Source organism: Georgenia sp. (assembly GCF_054605595.1).
In genome coordinates this window covers 1-16,854 of record NZ_JBTSDU010000060.1, presented here as the reverse complement: position 1 = coordinate 16,854, position 16,854 = coordinate 1, and the positions used below count along the sequence as shown (strand labels likewise).

11 protein-coding genes and 2 pseudogenes are annotated in these 16,854 nt (G+C 73.4%); 8 read left to right on the top strand and 5 right to left on the bottom strand.

The window, feature by feature from the left end; genetic code table 11:
- Positions 1 to 133 (top strand): annotated as a pseudogene (locus tag ACYC1Z_RS08615) (tryptophan--tRNA ligase); the annotation flags it as partial.
- A 98-nt stretch (positions 134 to 231) separates the two neighbouring features.
- Here the strand turns inward: ACYC1Z_RS08615 and glgP are convergent.
- On the bottom strand, positions 232 to 2,829 hold the full coding sequence (gene glgP / locus ACYC1Z_RS08610; RefSeq protein ID WP_461409115.1) for an alpha-glucan family phosphorylase: 2,598 nt from the start codon (positions 2,827 to 2,829) through the stop codon (positions 232 to 234).
- Positions 2,830 to 2,938: 109 nt separating this feature from the next.
- Here glgP and ACYC1Z_RS08605 point away from each other — a divergent pair, with 109 nt between their 5' ends.
- The 6 genes from ACYC1Z_RS08605 (at position 2,939) to ACYC1Z_RS08580 (ending at position 11,357) form a co-directional block, all read left to right on the top strand.
- Positions 2,939 to 4,963, top strand: a complete 2,025-nt coding sequence (locus ACYC1Z_RS08605) for an alpha-1,4-glucan--maltose-1-phosphate maltosyltransferase (protein ID WP_461409117.1) — start codon at positions 2,939 to 2,941, stop codon at positions 4,961 to 4,963.
- Entirely contained in the window at positions 4,960 to 6,951 is a 1,992-nt protein-coding gene (gene treS / locus ACYC1Z_RS08600; RefSeq protein ID WP_461409114.1) for a maltose alpha-D-glucosyltransferase, read from the top strand. Before ACYC1Z_RS08605 ends, treS begins: the two co-directional genes overlap by 4 nt.
- A gap of 2 nt (positions 6,952 to 6,953) precedes the next feature.
- The gene (locus tag ACYC1Z_RS08595; protein ID WP_461409116.1) at positions 6,954 to 8,318 is read left to right on the top strand and encodes a maltokinase N-terminal cap-like domain-containing protein; all 1,365 of its coding nucleotides are present in this window, start codon (positions 6,954 to 6,956) and stop codon (positions 8,316 to 8,318) included.
- Between the two features lie 14 nt (positions 8,319 to 8,332).
- Entirely contained in the window at positions 8,333 to 9,313 is a 981-nt protein-coding gene (locus tag ACYC1Z_RS08590) for a diaminopimelate dehydrogenase (RefSeq protein WP_461409113.1), read from the top strand.
- Between the two features lie 88 nt (positions 9,314 to 9,401).
- A complete protein-coding gene (locus ACYC1Z_RS08585; protein WP_461409112.1) occupies positions 9,402 to 9,839 on the top strand; it encodes a Fur family transcriptional regulator in 438 nt (145 codons plus the stop codon).
- A 21-nt stretch (positions 9,840 to 9,860) separates the two neighbouring features.
- On the top strand, positions 9,861 to 11,357 hold the full coding sequence (locus ACYC1Z_RS08580; protein WP_461409111.1) for a catalase: 1,497 nt from the start codon (positions 9,861 to 9,863) through the stop codon (positions 11,355 to 11,357).
- A gap of 37 nt (positions 11,358 to 11,394) precedes the next feature.
- On the opposite strand, the gene ACYC1Z_RS08575 is transcribed toward ACYC1Z_RS08580, so the two are convergent.
- A complete protein-coding gene (locus tag ACYC1Z_RS08575) occupies positions 11,395 to 11,772 on the bottom strand; it encodes an ankyrin repeat domain-containing protein (RefSeq protein ID WP_461409110.1) in 378 nt (125 codons plus the stop codon).
- A 59-nt stretch (positions 11,773 to 11,831) separates the two neighbouring features.
- Between ACYC1Z_RS08575 and glgB the strand changes: the two genes are divergently transcribed.
- Complete coding sequence (gene glgB / locus ACYC1Z_RS08570) at positions 11,832 to 14,108, top strand: 1,4-alpha-glucan branching protein GlgB (RefSeq protein ID WP_461409109.1); 2,277 nt, start codon at positions 11,832 to 11,834, stop codon at positions 14,106 to 14,108.
- A 51-nt stretch (positions 14,109 to 14,159) separates the two neighbouring features.
- Here glgB and ACYC1Z_RS08565 read toward each other — a convergent pair whose 3' ends face one another.
- The 3 genes and pseudogenes from ACYC1Z_RS08565 to ACYC1Z_RS08555 form a co-directional block, all read right to left on the bottom strand.
- Complete coding sequence (locus ACYC1Z_RS08565) at positions 14,160 to 15,116, bottom strand: tetratricopeptide repeat protein (protein ID WP_461409108.1); 957 nt, start codon at positions 15,114 to 15,116, stop codon at positions 14,160 to 14,162.
- Between the two features lie 58 nt (positions 15,117 to 15,174).
- The gene (locus tag ACYC1Z_RS08560) at positions 15,175 to 16,191 is read right to left on the bottom strand and encodes a hypothetical protein (RefSeq protein WP_461409107.1); all 1,017 of its coding nucleotides are present in this window, start codon (positions 16,189 to 16,191) and stop codon (positions 15,175 to 15,177) included.
- A pseudogene (locus ACYC1Z_RS08555) lies at positions 16,188 to 16,854 on the bottom strand (hypothetical protein); the annotation flags it as partial. The pseudogene ACYC1Z_RS08555 and the gene ACYC1Z_RS08560, both read right to left, overlap by 4 nt.

The window sequence follows — 16,854 nt, the reverse complement described above, 5'->3', positions numbered from 1 at the left end:
CGCCCGGCGCGCCGAGCTGGTCGCGGACCCTGGCCACCTGCTCGAGGTGCTGCGCCGGGGCAACGAGCGCGCGGCCGCGATCGCGGACGCCACGCTGGCCGAGGTCCGCGAGGCCATGCAGATGGTATACTGACCGACCCTGACCCGGCCGGCGGATCCGGCCGGCACGAACGGCCGGGGGCGGCCGACCCCGTTCGGGTCGGCCGCCCCTGGCCGTTCGGTGGCGCGGCGTCAGCGGTGGTCGCTCGCAGTGACGGCGAGTCCCAGCTCCGTGTAGCCCGTCAACCCGCCGTGGACGGGCACGATCCGCACCGTGTACCCGCGCGGCCCGGTCTCCTCGAGCGGCTTCTCGATCCTGAACGCGTGCCGCCCGGCCTCGAAGGTCTCGACGTGCGGCAGAGCCGTGACCCGCAGCTCGGTGAGCTCGTCGTCCTCGTCCACGCGGCCGGAGACCACCTGGACCTGGACGTCCTCGGGGCTCAGGTCCCCCAGGGTGACGTAGGCCGTGACCCGCAGCGGGTCGCCGAGCTGGACGACGTCCCCGATGCCCGAGGACTCGACGTGGTCGATGCGCACGCTCGGCCACGCGGCCCGCACCCGGGACTTCCACGCGGCGAGCTCGCGCGCGCCGGCATGACCGTCCACGCCGTCGAGGGCGCGCCCGCTCGCCGCGACCGGCGTGTAGAGCTTCTCGACGTAGTCGCGCACCATTCGCGTGGCCTGGACCTTCGGGCCGAGCGTGGCGAGGGTGTGGCGGACCATCTCCAGCCAGTGCCCGGGCAGGCCGTCGCCGTCGCGGTCGTAGAAGCGCGGCACCACGGTGTTCTCGAGCAGCTCGTACAGCGCCGTGGCCTCGAGCCGGTCACGCTCGGCCTGGTCCTCGACGCCGTCGGCGGTGGGGATCGCCCAGCCGTTGCGGCCGTCGTACCACTCGTCCCACCAGCCGTCGAGGATGGAGAGGTTGAGTGCGCCGTTGAGGGCGCACTTCATGCCGGAGGTGCCCGACGCCTCGAGCGGGCGCAGCGGGTTGTTCAACCAGACGTCGCAGCCGGGCATGAGCGCCTGCGCCATCGCGATGTCGTAGTTGGGCAGGAACACGATCCGTTCGCGCACACCGACGCCGTCGGCGAACTGCACCAGCTTCTGGATGAGCCCGACGCCGAGCTCGTCGTCCGGGTGCGACTTGCCCGCCACCACGATCTGGATCGGGCGCTCGGGGTCGGTGAGCAGGCGGGTGAGCCGCTCGGGGTCGGTGAGCATGAGCGTGAGCCGCTTGTAGGTCGGCACCCGGCGGGCGAACCCGATCGTCAGCACGTCGGGGTCGAGCACGTCGTGCGTCCAGCCCAGTTCGGCGGGTGTGGCGCCGCGGTCCTGCCAGGACTTGCGCACGCGGCGCCGGGCCGCCTGCACGAGGTTGCCGCGCAGCTCTCGGCGCATCGCCCACAGCTCGGCGTCGGGGATGCCCCCCTCCTCGGGACTCAGCCGCCACCCGTCGCCGGAGGTGATCTGCGCGCCGTCGAGGTGCCGCTCGGTCATCTCCACGAACGCGGGGTCGGTCCAGGTGGGGCCGTGCACACCGTTGGTGACGGAGCCGATGGGTACCTCGGTCTGGTCGAAACCGGGCCACAGCTCGTGGAACATGCTGCGGGAGACCTTGCCGTGGAGCTGGGACACCCCGTTCGCGCGTTTGGCCGCGCGCAGGCCGAGGATGGCCATGTTGAAGGCCCCGGGGTCGCCGCCGTCGTGGTCCTCGGCGCCGAGCGCGAGGACCTTGTCGAGCGGGATGCCCGGGATCTCCGCGCTGCCGCCGAAGTACTCGGCGATGAGCGTGGTCTGATACCGGCTGATGCCGGCCGGGACGGGGGTGTGCGTGGTGAAGACGGTGCCGGCCTTGACGGTCTCGAGCGCCGTCTCGAAGTCCAGCCCGTCGGACTCGATGAGCTCGCGCGCCCGTTCGACGGCGAGGAAGCCGGCGTGGCCCTCGTTGCAGTGGTACACCTCGGGCTTCGGTGCGCCCGTCAGGCTCGAGTACAGGCGCACGGCCTTGACGCCGCCCATGCCCAGCAGCAGCTCCTGCTTCAGCCGGTGGTCGGGGGATCCGCCGTACAGGCGGTCGGTGACCCGGCGGACGCTGTCGTCGTTCTCGGTGATGTTGGAGTCGAGCAGCAGCAGCGGTACGCGTCCCACTTGGGCGAGCCACACCTGGGCGTGCAGCGTCCGCCCCCCGGAGAGGGGCAGGTGCACGCGGGCGGGGGTGCCGTCCTCCGCACGCAGGAGGTTCAGCGGCAGGTTGTCGGGGTCGATCAGCGGGTAGGTCTCGTGCTGCCAGCCGTCCCGGGTGAGGGACTGCTTGAAGTAGCCGGCGCCGTAGAGCAGGCCCACGCCCACGATCGGGACGCCGAGGTCGGAGGCGGACTTGAGGTGGTCGCCGGCGAGGATGCCGAGCCCGCCGGAGTACTGCGGCAGGACGGCCGTGATGCCGTACTCGGCGGAGAAGTACGCGATCGCGCTCGGCTTGTCGGGGGCGTCGTACTCCCGCTGGTACCAGCGGGGCTCCGCGAGGTACGTGCGCAGGCCCTCGTCGAGCTCACGGACCCGGGCGACGAACGCCTCGTCCCGGGCCGCCGCGGCGACGCGGTCGGGTGCGACCGAGCCGAGCAGGGCGACCGGGTCGCGGTGGACCTGGTCCCACAGCTCGGGGTCGAGGGAGGCGAACAGATCCCGGGTAGGGGTGTGCCAGGACCACCGGAGGTTCTGCGCGAGCGTGTCCAGGGGCGCCAGCGCCTCGGGCAGGACGGTGCGGACTGTCAGTCGTCGAATGGCTCTCACGCGTCCGAGTCTAGGGCCAAACGATGAAACGGTTACAACCTCTTGCAAGAATTCTTGCAGGGTCACTGGCATGGCGAGTTCCGCCGGAGTGCCCGGACCTCGATAGGTTCTGAGGGTGATCCCCCAGCCTCCCCCCTTCGCCCCGGTCGGCCGCATCCCGGTTCTCGAGGTCTCACCCGTCCTCGAGGACGGACGTTGGCCCGCCAAGGGCACCGTCGGCGAGGCCTTCCCGGTCCGGGCCACCGTCTTCCGCGAGGGCCACGACGCCGTCGCCGCCACCGCCGTGCTCGTCGCACCCGACGGCACCGACCACTCGTCGGCGCCGATGATCGACGTCACCCCCGGGCTGGACCGCTACGAGGCCTGGCTGCTGCCCGACGCGCCGGGGGCGTGGGGCTTCCGCGTCGAGGGCTGGTCCGACCCGTTCGCCACCTGGCGCCACGACGCCACGGTGAAGATCGAGGCGGGCGTCGACGTCGAGCTCATGCTCGCCGAGGGTGCGCTCGTGCTCGGTCGGGCCGCCACGCGCGAGCTGCCACCGACGGCGGCGACGGTCCTGACCGACGCCGTCCACGCCCTGCGGGACCCGCGCCGGCCCGCGCTCGCCCGGCTCGCGGCCGGCACCAGCCCCGAGGTGGTCGCCGTGCTGGCCGAGCACCCGCTGCGGGACATGGTCTCGCCGTCGGCCACCTACCCCCTCGCCGTGGATCGCGAACGCGCCCTCGTCGGTTCGTGGTACGAGATCTTCCCCCGCTCGCAGGGCGCCCACTTCGACCAGTCGGCGGGCCGTTGGGTCGCCGGCACCCTGCGCACCGCCGCACGGGGGCTGGACCGCATCGCCGGCATGGGCTTCGACGTCGTCTACCTCACCCCGATCCACCCGATCGGGGTGACGAACCGCAAGGGCCGCAACAACACGCTCGGCGCCCGCCCGGAGGACCCCGGCTCGCCGTACGCCATCGGCTCCCCGGACGGCGGGCACGACACCATCCACCCCGACCTGGGCACCTTCGACGACTTCGACGCCTTCGTCGCCCACGCCCGCGAGCTCGGGCTGGAGGTGGCGCTCGACGTCGCCTTGCAGACGTCCCCGGACCACCCGTGGGTGACCGAGCACCCGGAGTGGTTCACCACGCGGGCGGACGGGACGATCGCCTACGCCGAGAACCCGCCCAAGAAGTACCAGGACATCTACCCGCTGAACTTCGACAACGACCCGGACGGCATCTACGGCGCGGTGCGCGACGTCCTCGACGTCTGGGTCGACCACGGCGTCACGCTGTTCCGGGTCGACAACCCGCACACGAAGCCGCTGCCCTTCTGGCACCGGCTGCTCGCCGAGTACCGCGAGCGCCACCCGGACGTCGTCTTCCTCGCCGAGGCCTTCACGCGCCCGGCGATGATGCGAACCCTGGGCGCCATCGGCTTCCACCAGTCCTACACCTACTTCACGTGGCGCACCACGAGCGCCGAGATCGGCGCCTACCTGCGCGAGCTCGCGCACGAGACGGACGACCGGCTGCGGCCCGCGTTCTGGCCCACCACGCACGACATCCTCACCCCGGACATGCAGACCGGGGGGCGGGCCGCGTTCGCGATCCGCGCGGTGCTCGCCGCGACCGGTTCGCCCACGTGGGGCATCTACTCCGGCTACGAACTCGTGGAGAACGTGGCACGGCCCGGCGCCGAGGAGCAGATCGACAACGAGAAGTACGAGTACAAGGACCGCGACCTCGCCCGGGCGCAGAGCCTCGGCATCGCCGACCTGCTCACCCGGCTCAACGCCGTGCGCCGCACCCACCCGGCGCTGCGCCAGCTGCGGCACCTCGCCGTCCACCCGAGCAGCGACGACGCGATCCTGTGCTTCTCCAAGCGGGTGCCGGCCGCGCACTCCCCCACCGGTGAGGAGGACACCGTGCTGGTGGTGATCAACCTCGACCCGTTCGCCACGCACGAGGCGGTGCTCGAGCTGGACCTCGATGCCCTCGGCGTTCGAGGCGCCGCCCCGGACGGCCCCGTCATGGCGGTCACGGACGAGCTCGACGGCGAGACCTACCACTGGGGACGGCGGCCCTACGTCCGCCTCGACCCGCACGGGCGCCTCGCCCACGTGCTGAGCGTGAGGGCGCTGTGAGCCCGGACCGTCCCGTGCCGTGGAACGCGCTGCCGCAGCAGGTCCAGCCCGTCGCCCCGCTCGACCGCACGGACCGTCCCGGGCTCTCGGCGGACCCGCTCTGGTACCGCACGGCGGTGTTCTACGAGGTGGTGCTGCGCGCGTTCGCGGACTCGCGCAGTGCGGGCACCGGGGACCTGCGCGGCCTCATCGACCGCCTCGACTACATCCAGTGGCTCGGCATCGACTGTCTGTGGCTGCCGCCGTTCTACCCCTCGCCGCTGCGCGACGGCGGTTACGACGTCTCGGACTTCACGGCGGTCTCCTCCGAGTACGGCACGCTCGAGGACTTCACCGAGCTCATGACCGAGGCGCACGCCCGCGGCATCCGGGTGATCGTCGACCTCGTCATGAACCACACCTCCGACCAGCACCCGTGGTTCCAGTCCAGCCGCTCCAACCCCGACGGGCCGTACGGGGACTTCTACGTCTGGAGCGACGACAACACGAAGTACCAGGACGCGCGCGTCATCTTCGTCGACACCGAGACGTCGAACTGGACGTTCGACCCGGTGCGCCGCCAGTACTTCTGGCACCGGTTCTTCTCGCACCAGCCCGACCTCAACTTCGAGAACCCGGCCGTGCGGGAGGCGATGTTCGACGTCGTCCGCTTCTGGTGCGATCTCGGCGTGGACGGGTTCCGGCTGGACGCCGTGCCGTACCTCTTCGAGGAGGAGGGCACCAACTGCGAGAACCTGCCCCGCACGCACCGCTTCCTACGGGCCGTGCGCAAGCTGGTCGACGCGGAGTACCCCGGCACGATCATGCTGGCCGAGGCCAACCAGTGGCCGGCCGACGTCGTCGTCTACTTCGGCACCGAGGACGAGCCCGAGTGCCACATGTGCTTCCACTTTCCGGTGATGCCGCGCCTGTACTACGCGCTCCGGGAGCAGCGCGCCCGCGCCATCCGGGACATCCTCGCCGACACCCCGGACATCCCCCCCGGCGCCCAGTGGGGCACGTTCCTGCGCAACCACGACGAGCTGACGCTCGAGATGGTCTCGACCGAGGAGCGCGCGGCCATGTACGGCTGGTACGCGGAGGACCCGCGAATGCGCGCCAACGTCGGGATCCGGCGACGTCTGGCGCCGCTGCTCGGCAACTCCCGCGCCGAGATCGAGCTCGCCCACGCGATGCTGCTCGCGCTGCCGGGCTCACCGACGCTGTACTACGGCGACGAGATCGGCATGGGGGACAACATCTGGCTGCCGGACCGGGACGCGGTGCGCACCCCGATGCATTGGACGCCGGACCGCAACGCCGGCTTCTCCACGGCCGACCCCGGCAAGCTGTACCTGCCCGTGGTGCAGTCCCTGGTGAGCCACTACGCGGCGATCAACGTCGAGGCCCAGATCGCGCAGCCGACGTCCTTGCTGCACTGGGTGCGCGGCATCCTCGAGGTGCGCAGCCAGCACCCGGTCTTCGGCGACGGCGACTACACCCCGCTCGTCGTGGACAACGAAGCCGTCCTCGCCTTCACCCGCAGCAACGCCGAGGAGACGGTGCTGTGCGTGATGAACCTCGCCAACACGGCCCGCTCGACGACGGTGCGGCTCCCCCAGCACGCGGGCGCCCCGCTGACCGACGTGTTCGGCGGCGCCAGGTTCCCGACGGTCACGCCCGACGGCACGGTCACCCTCACGCTGGGCTCGCGCGACTTCTTCTGGCTGCTCGTCTCCCGCCCGGACCAGGAGGTCGCCCCCCTCGGTGGCCTGCCGGCATCGGTGCGGCCGGTCGAGGAGGCGTACGACGTCACCGCACCCGTCCATCCACCGCCCGCCGTCGCGCCCGTCCCCGCCGGTACGGCGGCGCCGCACACCGTCGCCGCGGTACCGCACGCCGCCGCGCCCACCGGGGCCGTCGCCGCTGTCCGGCACACGGACCCGTTCACCGCGGCCGTCGCCGCGGCACCCCGTGCCGACCCGTCGGCCGCGACGCCGGAGACGTGACGATGCTGCCCGCCGAGGGGACCCTGCCCGGGTGGCTCGCCCGACAACGGTGGTACACGGGCAAGGGCCGCACGCCTTCGCTCACCGTGGTGGGGGCGCTGCCGCTGGCCGGCGGAGCGGTCGAGGTCGTCTCCTACCTGCTGCGCGACACGGCCGCGGCCCCGGTGCTCTACCAGGTGCCGCTCACCCTGCGACCGGCGCCGGTCGAGGAGCTCGCCGGCGCGCTCGTGGGGACGACGACGACGGACGCCGGGCCGCGCTGGGTCTACGACGCCTGCCACGACCCGGCCGGCGCCGCGGCCCTGCTGCGCACCGTCCTGGCCGACCAGACGTCGGGAGGCGGGGACGCCGGTGCCGGCACCGGTACCGTCGCAGCCCGCGGGCACCGCGCCGCCGGGGTCCCCGAACTGACCGGCAGCGGGTCGCGCGTGTTGCGGGGCGAGCAGTCCAACACCTCGATCATCTACGCCACCGAGCCGCTGCCCGTCATCCTCAAGGTCTTCCGCGTGCTGCACCCGGGCCGCAACCCCGACGTCGAGGTTCAGCAGGCGCTCGCGGGCGCCGGGAGCACGCGGGTGCCGCGCCCCGTCGGCGACCTGCTCGGCCGCTGGCCGGCGGCCGGCGGTACGGCCGAGGGCCACCTCCTGCTCGTCCAGGAGTTCCTCACCGGCGCCGAGGACGCATGGCGGGTCGCGCTGGACGCCGTCGCCCACGGCGCCGACTTCGCCGGACCGGCCCACGCGCTCGGCGCGGCCGTGGCACAGACGCACGCGCTCCTCGCCAAGGCCCTGCCCACCGAGGAGCCCACCACGGCTCGGCGGGAGGCGCTGCTGGCCACCTGGCTGGGCCGCTACGACACCGCATGCACCGTCGTCCCCGCGCTCGCCGGCGACGCCGCCCGCGTGCGGCGCGTGCTGGCGGCCGGCGCGGCGGCCCCGTGGCCCGCATTGCAGCGCATCCACGGCGACCTCCACCTCGGGCAGGTCATGGACGTGCCGGGGCGTGGCTGGATGCTGCTGGACTTCGAGGGTGAGCCGCTGCGCCCGCTCGCGGAGCGCACCCTCCCGGACCTGCCGCAGCGGGATGTCGCCGGGATGCTGCGGTCCTTCGACTACGCCGGCGCGAGCGCGGCGACGACGGGCGCCACCGCGTCGACCGCCGCCGCCACCTGGGCGCGACGCGCCCGGCAGGCGTTCCTGGCGGGCTACGCCGCGGTGACGGGTCACGACGAGGACCCGACCCTCCTGCGGGCTCTCGAGCTGGACAAGGCGCTGTACGAGGCGGTGTACGAGGCAAGCAACCGGCCGGACTGGCTGCCCGTGCCGCTCGGCGGCGTCGCCCGCCTGCTCACGGGCGCAGGGACATGAGGGAGGCAGCAGCCATGACGGTACGGATCGGGATCGCCGGGTACGGAAACCTCGGGCGGGGCGTGGCCACCGCCGTCGGGCAGAACCCCGACCTGTCGCTGGTGGGCATCTTCACCCGCCGGGCGCCGTCGACGATCGCCCCACCCGCCCCCGAGGTCCCGGTCCTGGCGTGGGACGAGCTCCGAGCCCGCCGCGACGCCGTCGACGTGCTGATCCTGTGCGGCGGGTCCAAGGACGACCTGCCCACCCAGGGACCGGAGCTGGCCGCGCACTTCACCACCGTGGACAGCTTCGACACCCACGCGCGTATCCCGGAGTACTTCGCCGCGGTCGACGCCGCCGCACGCGCGGGCGGGCGGACGGCGATCGTCTCGGTCGGGTGGGACCCGGGCCTGTTCTCCCTCAACCGCCTCTACGGCGAGGCCGTGCTGCCCGACGGCGACACCTACACCTTCTGGGGCGAGGGCCTGAGCCAGGGCCACTCCGACGCCCTCCGGCGCGTCCCGGGAGTGGCCGGGGCCGTGCAGTACACCCTGCCCGTCCCGGCCGCCGTCGACGCGGTGCGCAGCGGGCGCCGCCCGGAGCTGACCACCCGCGAGAAGCACACCCGCGAGTGCTACGTCGTGCTCGAGCGGGGGGCCGACGCCGCCGAGGTGGAACGGGCCATCGTGACCATGCCGCACTACTTCGCGGACTACGACACCACCGTGCACGTCATCAGCGCCGAGGAGTTGGCCCGCGAGCACGCCGCCATGCCGCACGGCGGCTTCGTCATCCGTAGCGGCACCACCGGGCCGGGTCACGCCCAGGTGGTGGAGTACCGGCTCGACCTGGCGAGCAACCCCGAGTTCACCGCGAGCGTGCTGGTCGCCTACGCCCGGGCCGCCGCCCGCCTGAACGCCCAGGGCCGGGTCGGCGCGCTGACGGTGCTCGACGTCCCCCCGAGCCTGCTCTCCCCCAAGTCCGCGGAGCAGCTGCGGGCCGAGCTGCTGTAGCCGCGGCCGTCCAGCGCGCACCCGGTGACCCGGGGGGACCCATGAGCCATTATTTGGAATCATTCCAGAACAATGGTCTACTGGCGCCATGATCGAGTCCGAGGCGGCGACCCTCCTGCGCGGGGTGTCGCTGCGGGTGACCCAACCGCGGCTCGCGGTCCTCGCCGTGCTGGACGAGATTCCGCACGCCGACACCGGCGCGGTGGTGGAGATGGTGCGCGAGCGCATCGGCGCCGTGTCCACCCAGGCGGTGTACGACGTGCTCAAGGCGCTCGTCGGGGCCGGCCTCGCCCGGCGCATCGACCTGCCGAACTCCGCCGCGCGGTACGAGCGGCAGTCCCCGGACGACCACCAGCACGCGGTCTGCCGCCGCTGCGGCTCCATCACCGACGTGGACGGCCCGGACGTGAGCCTCGGTGCGGCGGCCGAGGGCTTCGCCGTCGACGCCGTGGCGGTGACCTACTGGGGCCTGTGCCCCGCCTGCCAGCAGACGCACCACGAGCCGAACCGGCCGCTCGCCGGCTGAACCCACACCAAGGAGAGCATGATGAACAACGACGCCACCAGGCCGCTGACCACCGCTGCCGGCGCCCCGGTCGCCGACAACGACAACGCCGTCACCGCGGGTCCGCGCGGACCGATGCTCCTCCAGGACGTCTGGTTCATGGAGAAGCTCGCCCACTTCGCCCGCGAGGTCATCCCCGAGCGGCGCATGCACGCCAAGGGCTCCGGCGCCTTCGGCACCTTCACCGTCACCCAGGACATCACCCGGTACTCCAAGGCCGCGATCTTCTCCGAGGTCGGCAAGCAGACCGAGATGTTCGCCCGCTTCTCCACGGTCGCCGGCGAGCGTGGCGCGGCCGACGCCGAGCGCGACATCCGCGGGTTCGCCCTGCGCTTCTACACGGAGGAGGGCAACTGGGACGTCGTCGGCAACAACACCCCGGTGTTCTTCCACCGCGACCCGCACCACTTCCCCGACCTGAACCGGGCCGTCAAGCGCGACCCGCGCACCAACCTGCGCTCGGCCGAGAACAACTGGGACTTCTGGACCAGCCTGCCCGAGGCCCTGCACCAGGTCACCATCGTGATGTCGGACCGCGGCATCCCCGACGGCTACCGCCACATGCACGGCTTCGGCTCGCACACCTACTCGTTCGTCAACGCGCAGGGCGAGCGGAGCTGGGTCAAGTTCCATTTCCGCACGCAGCAGGGCATCAAGAACCTGACCGACGTCGAGGCGGCTGCGCTCGTCGCGGCCGATCGGGAGTCCTCCCAGCGCGACCTGGTCGACGCGATCGAGCGCGGCGACTTCCCGAAGTGGACGTTCTCCATCCAGGTCATGCCCGAGGCCGACGCGAAGTCGTACCGCTTCCACCCCTTCGACCTGACCAAGGTCTGGCCGAAGAAGGACTACCCGCTCATCGAGGTCGGCGAGTTCGAGCTCAACCGCAACCCGGAGAACTACTTCGCGGACGTCGAGCAGGTCGCCTTCACCCCGGGCAACATCGTCCCCGGCGTCGGGTTCTCGCCCGACCGCATGCTCCAGGGCCGCCTGTTCTCCTACGGTGACGCCGCCCGCTACCGCGTCGGTGTCAACCACCACCAGATCCCGGTCAACCAGCCGCGCGGCGCGAAGAACGTCAACAGCTACCACCGCGACGGCCAGATGCGCGTGGACGACAACCACGCCGGAACCCCCGGGTACACGCCGAACAGCTACGGGCGCTGGGAGGCGTCACCCGAGTTCGCCGACCCGAGGCTCGCCCTGGGCGACGTCGAGGCGGGGCAGTTCGACTACCGCGCGGACGACGACAACTACTACGAGCAGCCGGGTGACCTGTTCCGGCTCATGACGTCGGAGCAGCAACAGGCGCTGTTCGCCAACACCGCCCGGGCGATCGACGGTGCCTCCGCGGCGACCGTCGAGCGGCACGTCCACAACTGCATGCTGGCCGACCCCGCCTACGGCGAGGGTGTCCGTCGGGCCGTCGAGGCCCTGGCGAACGGCACGCTGGACGAGACGGTCGGCGCGAACGTCTGAGCGCAGACCGGCAGGTGGCCGAGGGGCTCGGAGGAGATCAGTCCAACAGGTGGGAGCGGCCGAACATCTCGGCCGCGGCCCGGGCGCTGGGCCTGCCGGCGTCGAGGTCCGCGCCGGCGTCGCGCAGGACGGCGACGACGTCCTCCTCCCCCTTGAACAGGGCGCCCGCGATCGGGGACTGGTCGCGGGCGTTGCGCCGGTCGACGTCGGCCCCGCGCTCCACGAGCGCGCGTACCGTGCCGGTACGGCCGTGGTACGCGGCGAGCATCAGCGCGGTGTTGCCGTCCCCGTCCGTGGCGTCGGCCGGCAGGCCGTGGTCGAGGAACTCCAGGAGTTCCGCCGTCCGCCCCTGGCGGGCCAGGCCCATGACGATCGTGACGATCCGGACGGTCTGGGCCGGTGAGAGCACTTCCACACCACGATCGTAGGCGCCCCCGGGCCGCGAGCAACGGCCGGTGATGGGAGAGTAGGGCCATGGATCGCCAACCGAGCACCAGCACCGACGACCCGAGCCACGGCACGGGCGGGCGCGGCACCGACGGGCGCGGCACCGAACGGCGCGGCACGGGCGCGCGCCACCCCGTCCCGGTGGCACCGGACGTGCTCCGCCGCGTCGCCTACGGCGATCACCACGACCCGCACTCGGTGCTCGGGGGGCACGTCGGGGAGGACGGCGTCACCGTGCGCACCGTGCGCCACCTCGCCGACGCCGTCGACATCGTCACCGCGGACGCCACCTATCCGGCCGCGCACGAGCAGGACGGCGTGTGGGTCGTCGTGCTGCCCGGTACCGCCGTGCCCGACTACCGCGTCCGGGTGCGCTACGGCTCCGTCACCAGCGTCGTCGACGACCCCTACCGGTTCCTGCCGCTGCTCGGCGAGCTCGACCAGCACCTCCTCGCCGAGGGGCGGCACGAGCAGCTCTGGCAGGTGCTCGGGGCACATCCGCACGAGTTCCGCGGCGAGCTCGGCACCACCACGGGCACCGGGTTCGCCGTGTGGGCACCCAACGCCCGGGCGGTGCGCGTGGTCGGCGACTTCAACTCCTGGAACGGCGCCGGCGCGGGAATGCGCTCGCTCGGGGCATCGGGCGTGTGGGAGCTCTTCGTGCCCGGGATCGGCCTCGGGGCGCGTTACAAGTTCGAGATCGGCTACCGCGACGGCTCGTGGCACCAGAAGGCCGACCCGATGGCCCAGGCCACCGAGGTCCCGCCGTCGACGGCGTCCGTCGTCACCGCGGCCCACCACGTGTGGGGCGACGGCGAGTGGCTGGCCCGCCGGGCGCAGACCAACCCGCACACCGGCCCGATGAGCGCCTACGAGGTCCACCTCGGCTCGTGGCGGCCGGGGCTCGGCTACCGCGAGCTCGCGGACCAGCTGGTGGCGCACGTGCGCGAGCTCGGGTTCACCCACGTGGAGCTCATGCCGGTGGCGGAGCACCCGTTCGGGGGCTCCTGGGGCTACCAGGTCACCTCCTACTACGCCCCGACGGCGCGCTTCGGCACACCCGACGACTTCCGCTACCTGGTCGACCGCCTGCACCAGGCCGACATCGGCGTCATCCTGGACTGGGTGCCCGCCCACTTCCCGCGCGACGCGTGGGCGCTGGCCCGTTTCGACGGCACCCCGCTGTACGAGGACCCGGACCCCACCCGCGGGGAGCACCAGGACTGGGGCACGCTCGTGTTCAACTTCGGGCGGCGCGAGGTGCGCAACTTCCTCGTGGCCAACGCCCTGTACTGGCTCGAGGAGTTCCACATCGACGGACTGCGGGTGGACGCCGTCGCCTCGATGCTCTACCTGGACTACTCCCGCAAGGCCGGCGAGTGGCGGCCCAACGCCCACGGCGGCCGCGAGAACCTCGAGGCGATCAGCTTCCTGCAGGAGACCACCGCGACGGCGTACCGGCGCGCACCCGGCACGGTCATGATCGCCGAGGAGTCCACCGCCTACCCGGGCGTCACCGCGCCCACGTCGCACGGCGGCCTGGGCTTCGGCCTGAAGTGGAACATGGGCTGGATGAACGACACGTTGCGCTACCTGGCGGAGGAGCCGATCAACCGGCGATACCACCACGGCGAGCTGACGTTCTCCATGGTGTACGCGTACTCGGAGCAGTTCGTGCTGCCGCTCAGCCACGACGAGGTCGTCCACGGCAAGGGCTCCCTGCTGGCGAAGATGCCGGGCGACCGGTGGCAGCAGCTCGCGGGCGTGCGGGCCCTGCTGGCCTACCAGTGGTCCCACCCCGGCAAGCAGCTCCTCTTCATGGGCCAGGAGTTCGCCCAGGAGGCCGAGTGGAGCGAGAGCCGGGGCCTGGACTGGTGGCACCTGGACGACCCGGGCCACGCGGGCGTCGCGGCGACGGTCCGCGACCTCAACCGGCTCTACCGTGAGCACCCGGCGATGTGGTCGGAGGACTTCTCCCACCGCGGCTTCGAGTGGATCGAGGCCGGCGACGGCGACCACAACGTCCTGGGGTACCTGCGGCGCAGCACGGACGGCGCCGACGTCGTGGTGTGCGTCGTCAACTTCGCCGGCACCCCCCACGAGGGGTACCGGTTGGGGCTGCCCCACGCCGGCGACTGGCTCGAGGTCCTCAACACGGACTCCCCGATCTACGGCGGGTCCGGCGTCGGCAACCTCGGCCGGGTCGCGGCGGAGGAGCTGAGCTGGCACGGCCGGCCGGCGTCCGTGCGGTTGCGCGTCCCGCCCATGGGGGCGGTCTTCCTCGTGCCCGCCGCCGAGGGGTAGCGCGCCGCCCCACCCGCCCGGCCAGGGGCGGGCCGGGGCGCGCCGGACGGGTCAGTACAGCGCGCTGGCGAGCCGGCGCCGGGCCGCCTGCACCTCGGGGATCGGCCCGGCGATCTCCAGGAGCGTGACGAGCCGGGCCCTGGCCTGCTCCCGGTCGTCGCCGGACGTCGCACGCACGACGGCGAGGAGCCGGTCGAACGCGGCGGCGAACCGCCCCGTGGCGGCCTCCACATCGGCCGCCGCGAGGTGGGTGGCCACGTCCTGGAGCGGGGCCCCGGCGGCACGCTCGAGCACCTCGGCCGGCTCCTCCTGGTCCACGCGGGCGATGAGCTGCACCTGGAGCAGGGCAGCCCGCGCCTCCGCGTCGCCGGGGTTCTCGGCGAGCGCCTGCGTGTACGCCTGCTCCGCCGCGGCGAGGTCACCGCGCTCGATGGCGGCCAGCGCCTCCGCGTGCAGCGGTGGCAACGGGGCCTCGGCCGGTTCGGCCGACTCGGCCGACTCGGCGGGCTCGCCGGTGTCCTCGATGACGCCGGTCACCCCGTTCTGGGCGGCGAGCCGGAGCACCTCGTCGAGGACCTGCCGGACCTGCGGCTCCGGATAGGCGCCCTGGAACAGCGGCACGGGCTGGCCCCCGACGAGTGCCACCACGGTCGGGACGGCCTGGACCTGCAGCGCCGCGGCGATCTGGGGGTCGGCGTCGGCGTCGACCCGGGCGAGCTGGAAACGGCCCGCATACTCCCGCGCCAGGCCCTCCAGGGTGGCGAGGGCCTCGCCGCTGACGGTGGAGCGCGAGCTGGTCAGGACCAGGACCACGGGCACCTGGGCGGATCGTTCCAGCACTGCGCTGAAGTTCGCGGTGGTCACGTCCTCGACGAGGGCGCCCGGCACGGCCGGCCCCGGCGGGGCCGGCTCGCCACCGGGTCCACCCGGGCCCTGCGGCGGGGCCGCGAGCGCGGCGAGGTCCACGACGCCGCTGAGGTTCATCCGGGGCATGGGCGGCTGGCTCATCGTCATCCTTCTTCTCTGGTCGTGCGGTGCTGGCGGGCTGCTGGCCCGGCGGTTGCTCCTAGGCCGGGGCGTCGGCGTCGTCGCGGGTGACCTCGGTGGTCACCGACGTCGCCCCCAGCGGGATGATGGTCGTGTCCTTCGCGGTGGCGGGCGGGACGTAGAACGCCACGAGCACCTCGGAGACGCCGGACGCCGTCCCGCGCACCTCCTTGTCGTCGCCCAGCAGGGCGCCGATCGCACCGCCGACCGTCAGGGTCGCCCCCGCCACGGTCTTGCGGTAGGTGAGCGTGGAGCTCAGCTCGCCGACGACGATGGCGCCCCCGTCCGCCGTCGCGAGGGCGCGGGGTGCGTCGTCACCGGCGGCGAAGGAGATCGTCGCGTCCCCGGCCGCCTCGATGGCCGTGTCGGTCTTGCTGACCTCCTCGCGGGTGGACGACTTGTATGGGTCCTCGGCGAACTGGGCCGAGAACTCGCTCTCGGCGTCCCCGAGCGTGTCGACGTAGCGCTCGACCACCTCGGCGGGGGTGGCGACGAGCCCCGCCGCGTCGGGGGCGAGCGGCGCCGAACCGGTCTCGGGGTGCGTCAGCGGCGGCGTCTGCGTGCCGGGGAAGAGGTCGACCCAGCCCCAGAGCCGGTACTGCTCCCGCGGCGCCTGCTGGACCAGGACGAGCAGGAGCGGGAGGTTGGCCCCCTCGGGCACCTGGGTGACGACCATCGCGGTGCGTGGGAAGGCCTCGGTGGCGGCGACGGCCTCGACCTGCGCCGTCGTCGTCAGCGGCTGCGGCGCATCCTCGCCGCCGGTGGCACCGGCGAGCCGGTACTCCCCGGCGCGGAGCTGCAGCGCGGGGCCGACGACGCGCGGGCGCAGTGCCTCGGCGTCCCCGGCCTCGTCCGCCACGGCGAGGGTCTCGCTCACGGCGGCGAGTACCCGGTCGAGCTGTGTCTCGTCGAGCGCGGGCGGCGCGGTCGCGGCCGCCGGCTCGGGTTCTGCCTGCGGCAGCTCGGCGGCGCAGCCGGCGAGCAGCACCAGGGCGAGGGTGGCTCCCACGGCGGCGCGGGTGCGGCGGGCGCTCATCGCTCCTCCTCCTTCTCGCCGGGCCGATCGGAGAATCCCCACAGGCTCCGCCAGGTCGGCACGTTCGTGGGCTCCTCGTCCTCGGGCCGGGCGGCACTCTCGGGTCGGTCGGTGTGCGCGGGCCGGCCGGTATCCGCGGGCGGGCCCGCCCGGTCCGGCTGGTTCGTGGGCCGGCCGGGGACGATCCCGGCGCCGCGCGCCGCTCCGGCGGGGCCCTGCTGCCGGGTCGCCGGCATCGCCCGGAACTGTTCGCTCCGGGGCGAGGCGGGCACCACGCCGGCGCCGCGGGCGGCGCCGGCCGACCGCCACGAACCCGGCACCACGCCGGCGCCGCGGGCACGGCCGGCGGTGCGGGTGTCGTCGGTGGCGATGGGCGCCGTGGCGTGGGCGGCAAGGGTATCGGTGGCCGGGGCGTGGGCGAGGGTGGGCCCCGCGACGTCGACGACGTCGACGGCCGGGACCACCGTGGTCTCGCCGGTGTCGGCCCGGGTGCCTCGGTTGCGGCGCTTGGCCCCGGTGGCCTCCTCGGCCCGGGCCCGCTCGCGCAGCTCGCGTCGCGTCAGCCCGGTGGTCGGGGTGTCGGTCCCCGCACGGGTGGCGGGACCGGGCGCCGTCACGGGCAGGAGGGCCGTCTCCGCGGTGGGGGGGGGGGGCCCGGGCCGC